The organism is Cellulomonas sp. ICMP 17802 (assembly GCF_041295535.1).
Taxonomy (GTDB): Bacteria; Actinomycetota; Actinomycetes; order Actinomycetales; family Cellulomonadaceae; genus Cellulomonas.
The window spans coordinates 15,044-29,513 of record NZ_JBGFQZ010000011.1 but is presented as its reverse complement, the minus strand read 5'-3'; the positions used below and the strand labels follow the sequence as shown (position 1 = coordinate 29,513).

Annotated in this window: 15 protein-coding genes; 10 read left to right on the top strand and 5 right to left on the bottom strand. The window is 73.2% G+C overall.

Annotated elements, in window-relative coordinates:
• Window positions 1-59 precede the first annotated feature (59 nt).
• The 4 genes from AB5970_RS10760 to AB5970_RS10745 are packed head-to-tail and all read left to right on the top strand — an operon-like array spanning window position 60 to window position 4,646.
• Window positions 60-656, top strand: coding sequence for a hypothetical protein (locus AB5970_RS10760; RefSeq protein WP_370503936.1), 597 nt, complete (start codon window positions 60-62; stop codon window positions 654-656).
• A complete protein-coding gene (locus tag AB5970_RS10755; RefSeq protein ID WP_370503935.1) occupies window positions 653-1,315 on the top strand; it encodes an ABC transporter ATP-binding protein in 663 nt (220 codons plus the stop codon). Before AB5970_RS10760 ends, AB5970_RS10755 begins: the two co-directional genes overlap by 4 nt.
• Window positions 1,312-1,989: an ABC transporter ATP-binding protein gene (locus AB5970_RS10750; RefSeq protein WP_370503934.1), complete on the top strand. Its 678-nt coding sequence runs from the start codon at window positions 1,312-1,314 to the stop codon at window positions 1,987-1,989. Before AB5970_RS10755 ends, AB5970_RS10750 begins: the two co-directional genes overlap by 4 nt.
• The gene (locus tag AB5970_RS10745) at window positions 1,986-4,646 is read left to right on the top strand and encodes an ABC transporter permease (protein ID WP_370503933.1); all 2,661 of its coding nucleotides are present in this window, start codon (window positions 1,986-1,988) and stop codon (window positions 4,644-4,646) included. The genes AB5970_RS10750 and AB5970_RS10745 overlap by 4 nt, the downstream gene beginning before the upstream one ends.
• A 6-nt stretch (window positions 4,647-4,652) precedes the next feature.
• On the opposite strand, the gene AB5970_RS10740 is transcribed toward AB5970_RS10745, so the two are convergent.
• Entirely contained in the window at window positions 4,653-5,366 is a 714-nt protein-coding gene (locus tag AB5970_RS10740; RefSeq protein WP_370503932.1) for a response regulator transcription factor, read from the bottom strand.
• Window positions 5,366-6,073, bottom strand: coding sequence for a phosphatase PAP2 family protein (locus AB5970_RS10735; protein WP_370503931.1), 708 nt, complete (start codon window positions 6,071-6,073; stop codon window positions 5,366-5,368). Before AB5970_RS10735 ends, AB5970_RS10740 begins: the two co-directional genes overlap by 1 nt.
• Before the next feature lie 367 nt (window positions 6,074-6,440).
• Here AB5970_RS10735 and AB5970_RS10730 point away from each other — a divergent pair, with 367 nt between their 5' ends.
• Genes AB5970_RS10730 through AB5970_RS10715 form a run of 4 tightly spaced genes read left to right on the top strand, consistent with a single transcriptional unit; the run spans window position 6,441 to window position 8,897 of the window.
• Window positions 6,441-7,277 (top strand): SDR family oxidoreductase, encoded by an 837-nt coding sequence (locus tag AB5970_RS10730; protein WP_370503930.1) that lies wholly within the window; start codon window positions 6,441-6,443, stop codon window positions 7,275-7,277.
• Between the two features lie 53 nt (window positions 7,278-7,330).
• A complete protein-coding gene (locus AB5970_RS10725) occupies window positions 7,331-7,738 on the top strand; it encodes a (R)-mandelonitrile lyase (protein ID WP_370503929.1) in 408 nt (135 codons plus the stop codon).
• Window positions 7,739-7,783: 45 nt separating this feature from the next.
• Window positions 7,784-8,239, top strand: coding sequence for a hypothetical protein (locus AB5970_RS10720; protein WP_370503928.1), 456 nt, complete (start codon window positions 7,784-7,786; stop codon window positions 8,237-8,239).
• Between the two features lie 58 nt (window positions 8,240-8,297).
• Window positions 8,298-8,897 carry an FMN-binding negative transcriptional regulator gene (locus AB5970_RS10715; protein WP_370504003.1) on the top strand — a complete coding sequence of 200 codons (600 nt, stop codon included), beginning with the start codon at window positions 8,298-8,300 and terminating at the stop codon, window positions 8,895-8,897.
• Between the two features lie 4 nt (window positions 8,898-8,901).
• Here AB5970_RS10715 and AB5970_RS10710 read toward each other — a convergent pair whose 3' ends face one another.
• The 3 genes from AB5970_RS10710 to AB5970_RS10700 are packed head-to-tail and all read right to left on the bottom strand — an operon-like array spanning window position 8,902 to window position 11,386.
• Window positions 8,902-9,894: a Gfo/Idh/MocA family protein gene (locus AB5970_RS10710; protein ID WP_370503927.1), complete on the bottom strand. Its 993-nt coding sequence runs from the start codon at window positions 9,892-9,894 to the stop codon at window positions 8,902-8,904.
• Window positions 9,891-10,838 carry a TolB family protein gene (locus AB5970_RS10705; protein ID WP_370503926.1) on the bottom strand — a complete coding sequence of 316 codons (948 nt, stop codon included), beginning with the start codon at window positions 10,836-10,838 and terminating at the stop codon, window positions 9,891-9,893. The genes AB5970_RS10710 and AB5970_RS10705 overlap by 4 nt, the downstream gene beginning before the upstream one ends.
• Complete coding sequence (locus AB5970_RS10700; RefSeq protein WP_370503925.1) at window positions 10,835-11,386, bottom strand: heme-degrading domain-containing protein; 552 nt, start codon at window positions 11,384-11,386, stop codon at window positions 10,835-10,837. The genes AB5970_RS10705 and AB5970_RS10700 overlap by 4 nt, the downstream gene beginning before the upstream one ends.
• A gap of 263 nt (window positions 11,387-11,649) precedes the next feature.
• Here AB5970_RS10700 and AB5970_RS10695 point away from each other — a divergent pair, with 263 nt between their 5' ends.
• A complete protein-coding gene (locus AB5970_RS10695; protein ID WP_370503924.1) occupies window positions 11,650-12,639 on the top strand; it encodes a LacI family DNA-binding transcriptional regulator in 990 nt (329 codons plus the stop codon).
• 233 nt (window positions 12,640-12,872) lie between these two features.
• The gene (locus AB5970_RS10690) at window positions 12,873-14,405 is read left to right on the top strand and encodes an ABC transporter substrate-binding protein (protein ID WP_370503923.1); all 1,533 of its coding nucleotides are present in this window, start codon (window positions 12,873-12,875) and stop codon (window positions 14,403-14,405) included.
• The last annotated feature ends 65 nt before the right edge of the window (window positions 14,406-14,470 follow it).

Sequence of the window (14,470 nt, the reverse complement as noted above, 5' to 3'; positions counted from 1 at the left end):
CCCGGCGCTGGTCGGGCCGCTCCTAGCGTCGACGCACGACCTCGACCCCGGGAGCCCCGATGCACCTCACCGTCCGCAGACTCGTCTCCCTCGCCGTCGTCGGCGTGGTCGCCCTGGGAGCATGCAGCGCGCCGTCGTCCGGGTCGCCGGCCGCCGGGCAGTCCGTGACGCCGGGCGCACCCGAGGTCAACCCCGCGGGTGACATCCCCGACAACCAGGTGTTCATCGTCTACGCCGACCCGTCCGGGGCGTTCAGCCTCAAGGTGCCCGAGGGCTGGGCCTCGGCGGACGCCGGCGGAGCCGTCACGTTCACCGACAAGCTCAACGCGATCCGCATCGAGTCGTCGAGCACCCCGACACCCCCGACCTCCGCGTCCATGACGGCCGAGCTGCCCGCGATCTCGTCGTCGACCCCGGGCTACGTGGCGGGCACGGTCACGGACGTCACCCGCTCCGCCGGGGCGGGGATCCTGGCGACGTACGAGGGGGACGCCGCCGCGGACCCCGTGACCGGCAAGGTCGTGCACGACGCGTTCGAGCGATACGAGTTCTGGCACGCCGGACGGCTCGTCGTGCTCACGCTGTCCGGTCCGGTCGGCGCGGACAACGTCGACCCGTGGAAGATCGTCAGCGACTCGCTGACGTGGTCCGCATGAGCGCGCCGGCCCTGGCGGCGCACGACCTCTACAAGTTCTACCGGGCCGCCGACGAGGAGACCCGCGCGCTGCGGGGCGTCAGCCTCACGGTCGACGGCGGGGAGCTCGTCGCGGTGACCGGCCCGTCGGGTTCGGGCAAGTCGACGCTGCTCGCCTGCCTCGCCGGTCTCGAGGAGCCCACGGGCGGCGACGTGCTCCTGCACGGCCGCCGGATCAGCCACCGGGCCGAGACCGACCGCGCTCGTCTCCGCGCCCGGCACGTCGGCATGCTGTGGCAGTCGTCCAACCTGGTGGCGCACCTGAGCGTGCGCGACAACGTCCGCCTCGTCCAGACGCTCGGGCCGGGCGAGCCCCGCCCGGTGGAGGCCCTGCTGGAGTCCCTCGGGATCGACCACCGGGCGACCGCGCTCCCCCACGAGCTGTCCGGCGGCGAGGCCGCCCGCGCCGGGCTGGCCGTCGCGCTCGCGAGCTCGCCGTCCATCCTGCTGGCCGACGAACCGACGGGTGAGCTCGACTCGGACTCGGAGGCCCTCGTCCTGCACCTCCTGCGCGAGCTGGCCCGCTCCGGCAGCGCCGTCGTCGTCGTCAGCCACAGCCCGAGCGTGGCGGCGATCGCCGACCGGGTCGTCCCGCTCGCGGACGGGCGGGTGGCCGCGTGATCGCCGTCGTCTGCACCGAGGTCGCCCGCACCTTCGGCACCGGCAGGACCGCGGTCGTCGCCGTGCACGCGGCCAGCCTCACCGTCCGGGCCGGGCAACGGGTCGCCCTGCTCGGCCCGTCCGGCTCGGGCAAGTCGACCCTGCTGCACCTGATGGCCGGCATCGAGCGGCCCACGGCCGGCACGGTGTCCTGGCCGGGCCTGACGATGCATCCGGACGGCGGGCGCCCGGCGGCAGGCCGGCTCGGGCTCGTCCTGCAGGGTCCGAGCCTCCTGCCCCCGCTCGACGTGCGCGAGAACGTGGCGCTCCCCCTGGTCCTGGCGGGCGTCGACGAGCGCGAGGCCGCACTCCGCGCCGACGCAGCGATGGAGCTGGTGGGCGTCTCCGACCTCGCCGCCCAGCTGCCCGAGGAGCTCTCCGGGGGCCAGTCGCAACGCGTGGCCATCGCGCGCGTCGTCGCCATGCGCCCGAGCCTGGTGCTCGCCGACGAGCCGACCGGGCAGCTCGACCACCCCACGGCCACCCACGTCCTCGACGTGCTCGACGCCGCCGCCGCCGAGATCGGCGCGGCCGTCGTCCTCACCACGCACGACCCGGCCGTCGCGGCACGCTTCGACGCGCGGTGGACCATGCGGGACGGCCGGCTGGCCGTGCACGACGGGGTGCTCGCATGACGGTCGTCTGGTTGCGCGGCCTGCTGCGCCACCGGCCGGGCTCGATCCTCGCCGCGGCAGCCGGTGTCGGCGTCGCGGTGGCGCTCCTCGCCTGCCTGGGCAGCTTCCTCGCCGCCTCCAAGGCCACGATGACGGCCCGAGCAGCGGGTGGCGTCGGCGTCGACTGGCAGGTGCAGGTAGCCGCCGACGTCAGCCCGGCGGCGGTCGACGCGGCCGTGCAGGCCGAGCCGGGCACGCGCGCGACGTCCGTCGTGACCTTCGCGTCCACTCCGGGCCTGACCACCACGGCCGGCGGCACCACGCAGTCCACCGGGCCGGGCAAGGTGCTCGGCCTCGGCGCCGACTACGCCACCCGGTTCCCCGCCGAGATCCGGCTCCTGACCGGCGACGCCACCGGCGCGCTGCTCGCCCAGCAGACGGCCGCGAACCTCCACGCGGGGCCCGGGGACACGGTGCTGATCGCCCGCGCGGGGCTCGACCCTGCGAGCGTCCGGGTCTCGGGCGTGGTCGAGCTGCCGCTCGCGGACTCGCTGTTCCAGACCGTGGGCGCGCCGCCGGGCAGCGGCGCCACCGCGCCACCCGACAACGTGATCCTGCTGCCCAGCGCCGTGTTCGCCGACGTCATGGCGCCGGTCGCCGCCGTCCATCCCGAGCAGCTCGGCGCCCAGGTCCACGTGCAGCGGTCGCACACCCTCCCGGCCGACCCCGCGGCGGCCTACGCGGCCGCGACCGGCGCCGCGCACCACATGGACGTCACGCTCGCGGGAGCGGGGCAGGTGGGCGACAACCTGGGTGCGACGCTCGACGCCGCGCGCCAGGACGCCCTCTACGCCCAGGCGCTGTTCCTCTTCCTCGGGCTGCCGGGCGCGGTGCTGGCCGGGCTGCTCACCTCGATGATCACCGGGACGGGTGCGACGCGCCGGTCGCTCGAGCAGGCCCTCCTGCGCACCCGCGGCGCCTCCCTCGCGGACCTCACCCGGCTGGCCGCCGTCGAGGCGGCCCTCGTCGGTGTCGCCGGCGGCGCGCTCGGCCTGGTCGCCAGCCTCCTCGTCGGGCGCCTGGGCTTCGGCTCCTGGGGCTTCGGCGGCGGCCGAGCGGCGTGGGCGTGGACGGCGCTGGCCGTCCTGGTCGGGCTCGTGGTCGCGGCGCTGACCGTCCTGGTCCCGGCCCGCCGGGGCGCCAGGAGCCAGACCGTGGCGGCGGGCCGCGCCGTCACCGGACGCGCCGCGCAGCCCCGCTGGATGCGCTGGTGGCTCGACGGACTGCTCCTCGCGGGTGCCGGCTCAATCCTGTGGCTCACGCGCTCGGCCGGGTACGCGCTCGTGCTCGCACCCGAGGGCGTCCCCCAGCTGTCGGTGAGCTACTGGGTGTTCGCGGGGCCGGCGCTGCTCTGGGCCGGCGCGGCGCTGCTCACCTGGCGCCTGGTGGACCTGCTGCTGACGCGGGGCCGGCCGGTGCTCGTCCGCGCCCTGCGGCCCGTCGCCGGCCCGCTCGCCGGGACCGTCGCCGCGACGCTGGTCCGCCAGCGCCGGCCGGTCGCCCACGCGGTCGTGCTGCTCACCCTCGCCCTGTCGTTCGCCGCGTCGACCGCCACGTTCAACGCCACGTACCGCCAGCAGGCTGAGGTGGATGCGCAGCTCACCAACGGCGCCGACGTCACCGTGACCGAGCCCCCCGGCACGGTCGCCGGTCCCGCAGAGGCTGCCCGGCTCGCAGCCGTTGCGGGCGTGCGCGCCGCCGAGCCGCTGCAGCACCGGTACGCCTACGTCGGCTCCGACCTGCAGGACCTGTACGGCGTCCGACCGCGCACCGTCGCCGACGCCGTCCACCTGCAGGACACGTGGTTCCGCGGCGGGTCGGCGCGCGACCTCATGGGCGCCCTCGCGGCACGACCCGACAACCTGCTGGTGAGCGCGGAGACGGTCACCGACTTCCAGCTGCACCCCGGCGACCTGGTCCGGCTGCGCCTGGTGGACGCCCGCACCGGTGACCTGGTCACCGTGCCGTTCCACTACGCCGGCGTGGCCCTGGAGTTCCCGACGGCTCCGCGCGACAGCTTCCTCGTCGCGAACGCGGACTACGTCGCCCGACAGACCGGGAGCGACGCCGTCCACATGTTCCTGCTGGACACCGGCGGGGCTCACCAGCGAGCGGTCGGCGACCGCGTCCGTCACGTGTTGGGGACCGGGGCCCAGGTCAGCGACCTGGGATCGACCCGGGCCGTGATCGGCTCGAGCCTGACCGCCGTCGACCTCGGCGGGCTGACCAGGGTGGAGCTGACCTTCGCGGTCGTCCTGGCCGCGGCCGCCGGCGGCCTCGTGCTGGTGCTCGCCCTGACCGAGCGGCGCCGGACCTTCGCGCTCGCGTCGGCGCTCGGCGCCTCGCGCCGACAGCTGCGCGCGTTCGTCCTGGCCGAGGCCGGAGTCGTCACCGTCGTGGGCGTCCTCATGGGCGCGATCGTGGGATGGGCGCTGTCCCGGATGCTCGTGCAGGTCCTGAACGGTGTCTTCGACCCCCCGCCGGACGCGCTGGCGGTCCCGTGGGCCTACCTCGGTCTCACGGTGACCGTGGTGGTCGCCGCCATCGCCGGGGCCTGCGTGTGGTTCGCGTCGCGCGTCACCGCCCGAGCGAGCGCAGCGGACCTGCGTGCGACGTGATGCCCGTCAGGGCGACGCGGGCACGGGGTCGATGCGGTAGCCCCGGCCGCGCACCGTCGTGATGGCCGGCGCGTCGTCGCGTGCGGCACCCGCCGCGTCGGCGAGCTTGCGACGCACCGCGGCGACGTGCACGTCCAGCGTCTTGGTCGAGCCGAACCAGTTCTCGTCCCACACGTCGGAGATGAGCCGCTCGCGGGTGACGACGACGCCGGGTTCCGCGGCGAGGCGGGCGACCAGGTCGAACTCCTTCGGCCGCAGCCGCACCTCGACATCGCCGAGGTGCACCCGGCGCGCACCCACGTCCACCACCAGCGCCCCGACGACGCGGCTCGGTGACGACGTCGGACCGTCGACGGCGGGCATCCGGCGCACGTGCGCCCGGACCCGCGCCAGCAGCTCCGTGAGCCCGACCGGCTTGACCAGGTAGTCGTCGGCGCCCGCCTCGAGCCCGACCACGACGTCCATCTCCTCGCCCCGCGCCGTGAGGATGACGATGACGGCCGGCTCGCAGGAGAGGCGGACCGCGCGGCAGACCTCGACGCCGTCCACGTCCGGCAGGCCGAGATCGAGCAGGACGACGTCGGGCTGCATGGTCCGTGCCTCGACCACCGCCGAGACCCCCGTGCGCAGCCAGGTCACCTCGTGCCCGTTGGCCTGCAGGGCGCGGCGCAGCGGGGCACCCACCCCCTCGTCGTCCTCGACCACCAGGACCTTCGCCACTAGGCCGACGTTCCTCGGCCCAGCGCTCCCCGTCCAGCCGCCTCGGGCTCGCGTCCGGCGACCCACGCGCGCGCCAGCAGCGCGGGCTCGACGAACCGGTGCCACAGACCCGTCAGCAGCACGATCGCCGCGCCGGAGACGAGGACGGAGCCGACGACGTCGCCCAGGTAGTGCACCCCTAGATAGAGGCGCGAGAACGCGACGAGCGCGACGAAGCCCGCACCGAGGACGGCGACCGGGCGCGACCACCTCGTGCCGCGGGCGAGGAACCAGGCCGCGACCGCGATGGAGAACGCGAACGCCACGTGGCCGCTCGGGTAGCTGTCCGAACCGGTCTCGGGCGCGAGGGAGTGGACCACGTCGATCGGGGGGCGCGGGCGTGCGACCAGCAGCTTCACGCCGAAAGCTGCGAGCCAGCCGACCACCACCACGAGGAACGTGGCGGCGGCCGCCAACGGTCGGCGACGCCACACGAGCCAGCCCGGCCAGAGCACCAGCGCGACGCACGCGACGACCGGAGAGGCCAGGAAGCTGATGCCGAGCATGACCGGCGTGAGGAGGGCCGACCGCACATCGGTCGCGATCTCGACGTCGAGGGCGAGCCCGTGCGGCTGCAGCAGCGTGGTGTCGGCCGCGACGAGGCCGAGCAGCAGCGCCGCCACCCCGAGGACGACCGAGAGGACGGGCCAGCGGCGGACGTAGGGCATGAGGAGCGGCTCCAGGGCAGGTCGGGACGGCGGGTGCACCCCACCGTGCGCGACCGGCACTGAGAAACGCCTGAGTGCGGCATCCGCAAGGGGGTTCTGCCGGTACCTGGAACGGCCGGGACTCCCCCGTCGTGGGGATCGCCTGTTGGCTGGGTCGCAGACCGGAGCGGAACCGCGCCCGGCTCGATCGAGAGGCACGACAGCATGCGAGCAACGTCCCTGTACGGTGCCGGCGACGTCCGGGTCGAGGAGGTCCCCGAGCGACTCCCCCGGTGTGCCAGAGATCAGGCTGGCCCGCAGGGCTACCCGCGCACGCTCAACGCGCTGCGGGCCGTCGACGAGATCACACTCTGACCGGGAGGTCCTCGTGCGCACCTGGCTCATCACCGGCGTCAGCTCGGGCTTCGGCCGCGAGCTGACCACCCAGCTCCTCGAGGCCGGCGACCGCGTCGTCGGCACCGTCCGGGACACCGACAAGGTCGCCGACCTGGTCGCGGCACACCCGGACACGTTCCGTGCCGAGATCCTGGACGTCACCGACACGAGAGCGGTCCGTGCGGTCGTCGACCGGGCCTTCGCCGACCTCGGCCGCATCGACGTCGTCATCTCGAACGCCGGCTACGGGTTGTTCGGCGCCGCCGAGGAGCTCACCGACGCGCAGGTCGACCACATCATCGCGACCAACCTCACCGGGTCCATCTCGCTCGTCCGGTCCGCGCTCCCCCACCTGCGTGCCCAGGGCGGCGGACGGATCATCCAGATCTCCACGTACGGCGGCCAGGTGGCGTTCGCGGGCAACTCGCTCTACCACGCCACCAAGTGGGGCATCGAGGGCTTCGCCGAGTCGGTCGCGCAGGAGGTCGCCCCCTTCGGCATCGGCGTGACGATCGTCGAGCCCGGCGGCGCCCGCACCGAGTTCCGCTACGGCTCGGCGCAGGTGGCCACCCTCACCCCGACCTACGACGGCAACCCCGCCCACGCGTTCCTCGCGATGCTCGACCCGGCCAACGGGCTCGCCCCGGGCGACCCGGTCCGGATGGCGGAGCGCATCATCGAGTCGGTCGACGTCGAGCCCGCGCCCCTGCGCATGGTGCTCGGCTCGGTGGCGCTCGACGCCACCCTCGCCACCCTGCGCGCGCGCGTCGCGCAGCTCGAGGCGCAGCGGGACCTCGCCGCGTCGACCGACTTCCCGACGGAGGGCTGATCGCCGGACCTGGCGAGGCACCACCGACGCAGACCCGAGACAAGGAGCTGTCCATGGAGATCACCCCGCTGCCGCCCACGCAGAAGGGCCCCGCGCAGTGGTTCACCGGCGACGTCTGGTTCGACGTCCTGGCCGCACCCCCGGCGCCCGCCCGCCTGCGCGCCAACGCCGTGCGGTTCGCGCCGGGCGCGCACACGTTCTGGCACCGGCACGTCAACGGGCAGACCCTGCACGTCACCGAGGGCACCGCGCGCGTCGGCACCCGCGACGGCACCGTGGTCGAGCTGCGGCCCGGGCAGACCGTCTGGACGCCGCCGGGCGAGTGGCACTGGCACGGCGCCGCGCCGGACCGCTTCATGACGCACCTGGCCATGTGGGAGATCGGCGACGGCACCGCGGGCCCGGACACCGAGTGGGCCGAGGAGGTCACGGACGAGCAGTACGGCGCAGCGGGAGGATGAGCCGACGGTGTCCGCCATGACGACCGAGAGGGCGAGTGAGACACGATGGTCATCCCCACCGACGGCGGGGGCCCTCCGCCTCCCCCGGTCAACCCGTGCAACACCCCGGCGTGCCTGAACGCGAAGGCCGAGCTGGCGACCGCCCGGACCGAGTTCGACCGGACGTGCCACGGCCTCAAGACGATCGTCGCCATCCTGCGGTTCCTCAAGCCGATCGTCACCGTCTCGCTCTGGTACGTCCTGGTGATCATCGTCCTGGCGATCGTGCTGTTCTTCCTGGGCCTCGGCTGGCTCGCCGTCCTGCTCTGGGCGCTGATCCTGGTCTACGTCATCGCCTGGATCGCCTACCTCGCGTTCAGCCGCTCGGCGGCGTCGCTCGCCCTCGAGCTTGCGGAGCGCACGAAGGCGATCCAGGAGGCCATCGCGAAGGTGATCGCGGCGTGCCCGGAGAACTGCCGCGGAGACCTGTCGATCCCGGTCTGCGACGCCGTGATCCCGTGATCTGATGATCGCGGTCGGCGACGCCGCAACCCGCGCCGACAAGAGAGGAGACCCGGTCATGCGCCACACGCCGCGCTACCTCATGACCGACCCCGAGGAGGTCAAGCGCCTCGTCCGGCAGAACCCCTGGGCGACGTTCGTCTCCCCCGCGTCGACCGGACTCGTGGCGTCCCACTACCCGGCCCTGGTCGAGGACGGCGACGGCTTCTCGATCGTGAGCCACTTCGGCCGGCCCGACGACGTCCTGCACGAGCTCGGGCAGCACGAGATCCTCGTCATCGTCCAGGGTCCGCACGACTACGTCTCCCCCAGCTGGTACGCGCCGGGCGACCTCGTGCCCACCTGGAACCACGTGACCGCGCACCTGTACGGCACACCCGAGATCCTGTCCGACGACGAGAACTACGCGATGCTCTCGCGACTGACCGACCACTTCGAGCAGCACCGCCCGGGCGGTCGGAGCCTGAGCGAGGACGAGGAGGGCACGCGCCGCACGGCCAAGGGCACCGTCGGCCTGCGCCTGCGGGTCACCCGGTTCGATGCCCGGGCCAAGCTCAGCCAGAACAAGTCGCCGGAGGTCGTCGAGAACGTGATCGGCCGGCTGGAGCCCACCAACCCGGCGCTCGCCGACGAGATGCGGCGAGCCCGCCGGTCCTAGCTCCTCAGTCCCTCACCGCGGACGGCGTGCGCGGCGACATCCCGGCGGCGGCGTAGATCGCGTCGACGTCGCGCATCGCGGCGACAGCCTCGGGTGTGCCCGTGAGGACCGGGCCGCCGGAGACCACGGCGTCGCGGAACGCCTCGAGCTGGTACCGGTAGGTCGGCGTGGGGTCGACCGGCGTCGTGGTGCCGGCGCCGTCGGCGTCCGTCACCGTGATCGTCGCGCCGAACTGCGGGTGGTACGGCATCGCGACGTGGATCGTGCCCGCCGTCCCGACGATCCGCAGCTCGGCGCCGAGCACCGCGTCCTCCGTCATGTCGGTCTCGACCGTGCCGACGACCCCGCCCGCCAGCTGCAACGTCGCGGTCATCGCGCCGTCCACGCCCCCGGTCTGCTCGGCCCGCGCCGCGAGCACGGTCGGCGCACCGAACAGGTGGGTGAGCAGCCGCAGCGGGTACACGCCCATGTCCATGAGCACCCCGCCGGCCAGGTCGAGCTGCCAGCGGATGTCGCCCGGCTCGTGGTTCGGGTTGCAGAGCGAGGCGTACGCCGTCTCGACCGTGCCGATCGGGTGCGCGGCCAGCAGCGTCGTGAGGTCGGTCCACAGCGGGTGGTAGGCGGAGTGGAACGCCTCCATGACCACGACGCCGCGTCCCTGGACGGCCGCGGCCACCTCGGCGGCCTCCTGCGCGTTGGCCGTGAACGGCTTCTCGCACAGGACGTGCTTGCCCGCGGCCACGGCGCGGAGCACCCACTCGCCGTGCAACGACGCGGGGGTCGGGATGTACACGGCGTCCAGGTCCGCGTCGCGGACGAGCGCGTCGTAGTCGGCGACGACGCGCGGGATCCCGTGCGCCGCGGCGTACTCGGCCGCGCGCGCGGGGTTGCGGGCCGCGACCGCGGCGACCTCGACCCCCGCCACCTGCGCCGCCGGCTCCAGGAGCGCCATCTCGACGATGTTCGCTGCGCCCAGCACGCCGATCCGTACCGTCATGACTGCTCCTGGTGCTCGTGGGTGGTGGCGCCGACCGGGTAGGCGACGTAGGCGAGCCGGCGGGAGTCCGGCGCCCAGCTGTTCACGTTGATCGTGCCCTGGCCGCCCGGCAGCGCGGCGACCGTGCGGCGCTCGCCCGTGGCGAGGTCGAGCACGACGAGCTCGACGGGCAGGTCGGCCGGGTGCCCCTGCGTGCCGGGCGGGTAGCTGAGGTAGCAGACCCGGCGGCCGTCGGGCGAGACGTGCGGGAACCAGTTGACGCGCTCGTCGTGCGTCACCTGCTCCGTCGCGCCGTCCCGCAGCCCGTGCCGGAAGATCTGCGCGTGGCCGGGCACGTCCGAGCCGACCTCCGAGTTGAACCACAGCGACGTGCCGTCGGGCGAGTACTCGGGCCCGTCGGCCGGCGAGAAGCCGTCGCCGACCAGCGCCTCGACGCCCGTGCCCAGGTCCACGGTCCACAGGCGGCGCGTGCCGATCTCGTCGTCGCCCAGCAGCTCGGTGCCGACGTACGCCAGGGTGCCGCCGTCCGGCGAGATGCCGTGCAGGAAGTGCCGGAACGCGCGCCCGGGCTCCTTCGACGAGGTCACCCGGCGCACTGGTCCGCCCGCCCAGTCGGCGACGTAGACGTGACCGTCGTTCACGGAGACGTAGTGGAGCGAGCCGTCCGGGGACAGGATGTGGTCGTTGTTGAGGTCGGTGGGTACCCCCTCGAGCGGGATGGGCACCAGGCCCGTCTCCGGGGCATCGACCTCCACGCGGAAGAGCCGGCCGTCCGCGTTGAGGACGATCCACCGCCCGGACGGGTGCCAGCTGGGCGACTCGACGAGATCCTCCGTCAGCTCCAGCAGCACCGTCGAGCCGCCGGTGTCGACGTCGAGCACGACGAGCTGGGACCGCTGCCCGGGCGCGAGCTCCCGCACCCAGCGGACCGCGTCCTCGCTCACGCTGCGCCCCCCGCCGGCTGCTGGGCCGCGAGCTCCGCGCGCAGCGCCTCGACCACGAGCGCGTGGTCCTCCCGGTCGTCGCTCAGGCCCGACACCGTCGCGACAGCGACCATCCCGGCCCCGCGCACGGTGATCGGCACGGCGCCGCCCGCGAGCGTGTGGGTGCGCGCGTCCAGCCAGCCGTGGTCCGCCGGGGAGATGCCTGCCTGGGCGAACCGCCGCTGCACCAGCAGCGTGCTGCTCTCGAACCGGAACGCGGTGGCCGTCTTGCGCTCGATCCACCGGTCGTTGTCCGCCGTGGTGCCCGGCAGCGACGCGTGGAACAGCACGTGCGACTCGCGGCGGACGTCGACGGCGACACCCAGCCCGCGCTCGATCGCCAGCCGCACGATCCGCGAGCCCACGTCCCAGGCGGTGATCGGCGTGAACGCGGAGAACACCAGCTCGGCCTGCTCGCTCTGCAACGCCTCGATCCCCGCCTCCGTCCCGCCGTCGGCGCTCGTGCGGCCGTCGCCGGGGGCCCGGTCTCGGGACTCGTCGGTGCTCATCGGTTCCTCACCTCGCGTGCGGGACAGCCTCGTCGAAGGCATCGCGGTCCTCGAACCGGCGACCGCCTGTGTGATGATACGTATAACCATTGAGGGGGATCAAGGGCCGATCGCGCAGTGCACCCGCGTCGCTCAGGGGGCGGGCCGGTCCCGAGCCGCTCGATCGGGACCATGAGTGCGAGCACGCGACCGGTTCGGCGCGTTCCTGGCCAGGACGGAAAGGCGTCGGCTAGTGTGACGATTCACCAGATCGGGGGGTAGAGATGGCCAGGGCAGTCACCGCGAAGGACGTCGCACGCGAGGCCGGCGTCTCCCAGGCGACGGTGAGCTACGTCATCAACGCGCACCCCGGCCAGAAGATCTCGGCGCCGACGCGGGAGCGCGTCCAGGCCGCGATCGACCGCCTGGGCTACACGCCGTCGGAGTCCGCGCGCGCCCTGCGCAAGGGCAGCTCGAACGTGGTGCTCCTGGTGCTCCCCGACATCCCGTTCGGCCCCACCCTCGCGCACCTGATCGAGCAGATCGCGGACGAGCTCGAGCCGTTCGGCCTCACGACGATCACCCGCCGGGTGCGCGCCACCAGCCCGCTGGCGTCGCACTGGCGGTCCCTGCAGCCCGTCGCTGTGGTGAGCATCGCGGCGATCTCCCCCGAGGACGAGGCGGAGATGCAGGCCGCGGGCGTCCTGGTGGTCAGCGCCCTGCTGTCCCCGAGCTCCCAGCGCCTCGGGATCAGCGTGCCCCAGACCCTCATCGGGCGGATGCAGGTCGAGCACCTCGCCTACGCCGGCCACCGCCACCTGGGTTACGCCGCACCGGACGACGTCCGCGTGACCGGCTTCTACCAGCTGCGCCTGGAGGGCGTGCGGAGCGCGTGCCTCGACCTGGGGCTGGCGGACCCGGTGGTCGTGCCCGTGGCGCTCGACACGTCGAGCGCCGAGCAGGCCGTCCGGTACTGGCGGTCCCTGCCCGACCCCGTCACCGCGGTGGCCGCGTACAACGACGAGACGGCGTTCGCCGTGCTCGCCGGGATGCAGCGCCTCGGGCTGTCCGCGCCGCGCGACCTCGCCGTCATCGGCGTCGACAACATCCCGCTGGCCGCCCTGGCGAGCCCCCCGCTCACCACGATCGACCAGAACCTCGGCATGGTCGCCGCCTACGTGGCTCGCCAGATCGCCAGCGTGACGCACGGGATCGCCGAGCCGATGCCCCTGCGCTCGGACGCGGTGACCCTGGTGCTGCGCGAGTCGGCGTAGCCGCTCCCGTCGCGTCGGCGATGCCTGACGCCGACCGCTGAGCCGCGGCCGACCGCGTCGCCGCAGGTCACCCCAGCGTCCGCAACCGGGCCGTCGCGCCCGCTCCCCCGCGCTCCGGACGGTCGGGCGCACCTTTGTGAAATCTCCCTCTTGCGCACTGATCGACCGTGTCGTATCTTCACTGAATCGTATTACCTATTCGTATCAGTGCCTCGGTTGCTCAAGGGAGAGTCATGCGCAGACGTCTGCTGGTCATCGGTCCCATCGCACTCACGCTGGCTCTCGCCGCGTGCTCCGGAGGCGGCACCTCCGGCACCAGCTCAGGCTCCGGCAGCGGCGGCACGCTGACGCTGGCCCCCGTCGTCGTGGCCCAGCCGTGGGACCTCAAGGACGCCGGTCTCGGGAACAACACGATCTACTACCAGCCGGTGTACGACCAGCTGTTCCGGCTCGACCCCGAGGCCAACCCGCAGCCCAACCTCGCGACCAAGTGGGAGTACGACGACGCGCTCACCACGCTGACCGTCACCCTGCGCGACGACGTGAAGTTCACCGACGGCGAGCCGTTCAACGCCGCCGCCGTCCAGGCCAACCTCATGAACACCAAGAGCGGCACCAACGAGGCCGCCAACCAGCTCAAGTCGGTTGCCAGCGTGGACGTCGTCAACGACACGACCGCGGCGATCCACCTCACGGCGCCCGACCCGTCGCTGGTGCCCAACCTCGGCAACACGGCCGGGATGATGGCCTGCCCCAAGGCGATCGGCACCGCGGAGCTGCAGACCACCCCGTGCGGCTCCGGCCCGTACGTCATGGACAAAGCGAACACCACGGTGGACGCCAAGTACACGTTCACGCGGAACGCCGACTACTGGAACACCAAGGCGTTCCCGTTCGACAAGATCGTGCTGACGCCGCTCACCGACTCGACCGCCGTCCTCAACGCGCTGCAGTCCGGTCAGGTCGACGGCGCCGTGGTCACCGACTCGAAGAACGTCGCGACGGTCAAGGGCGCCGGGCTCAACACCCTGGAGTACCAGCCGGGCTCGATCATGGGCTTCTACATCTGGGACCGCGCCGGCACCATCCAGCCCGCGCTCGCCGACGTCAAGGTGCGCCAGGCGATCAACATGGCGTTCGACCGTCAGACGATCATCGACTCGGCGCTCGCCGGCCTGGGCAAGCCGCAGGCCCAGCTGTTCAACGCCCAGACCGCCGCGTACGACGCGTCGCTCAACGACCTGTACCCGTACGACCCGACGAAGGCCAAGAAGCTCATGGCCGAGGCGGGCTACGCGGACGGCTTCGAGCTCACCATGCCCGACCTGTCGGCCTTCAACGCCGGCGCCCAGGCCGCGATCGTCGAGGAGCTCGGCGCGATCGGCATCAAGGTCACGCTCGAGAACGCACCGCTCGACACGGTCATCAACGACATGCTCGCCGGCAAGTGGGCCACGAGCTTCTTCCAGCTCGACTCGTTCCGCCCGTGGGACACCATCCAGATCCAGCTCACCAAGGACGCCCTCTGGAACCCGTTCCACTACGAGGACCCGAAGGTCACGGACCTGATCAACCAGGCGCAGGTCGCCACCGGTGCTGACCAGGACGCGCTGTACAAGCAGATCAACACCTACGTCACCGAGCAGGCCTGGGACGCACCGTGGACCGCCGCGACGGCCACCTACGCCTACTCCAAGCGGGTCAAGGTAGTGGCGCAGAACTTCAGCTCCACCCCGGCGCTCTACAACTTCACGCCGGCCGGCTGATCACCGCGGCCGTGGGTGGGCCGGTGAACTCCGGCCCACCCACGGACCACCACCCTGCACGTCTC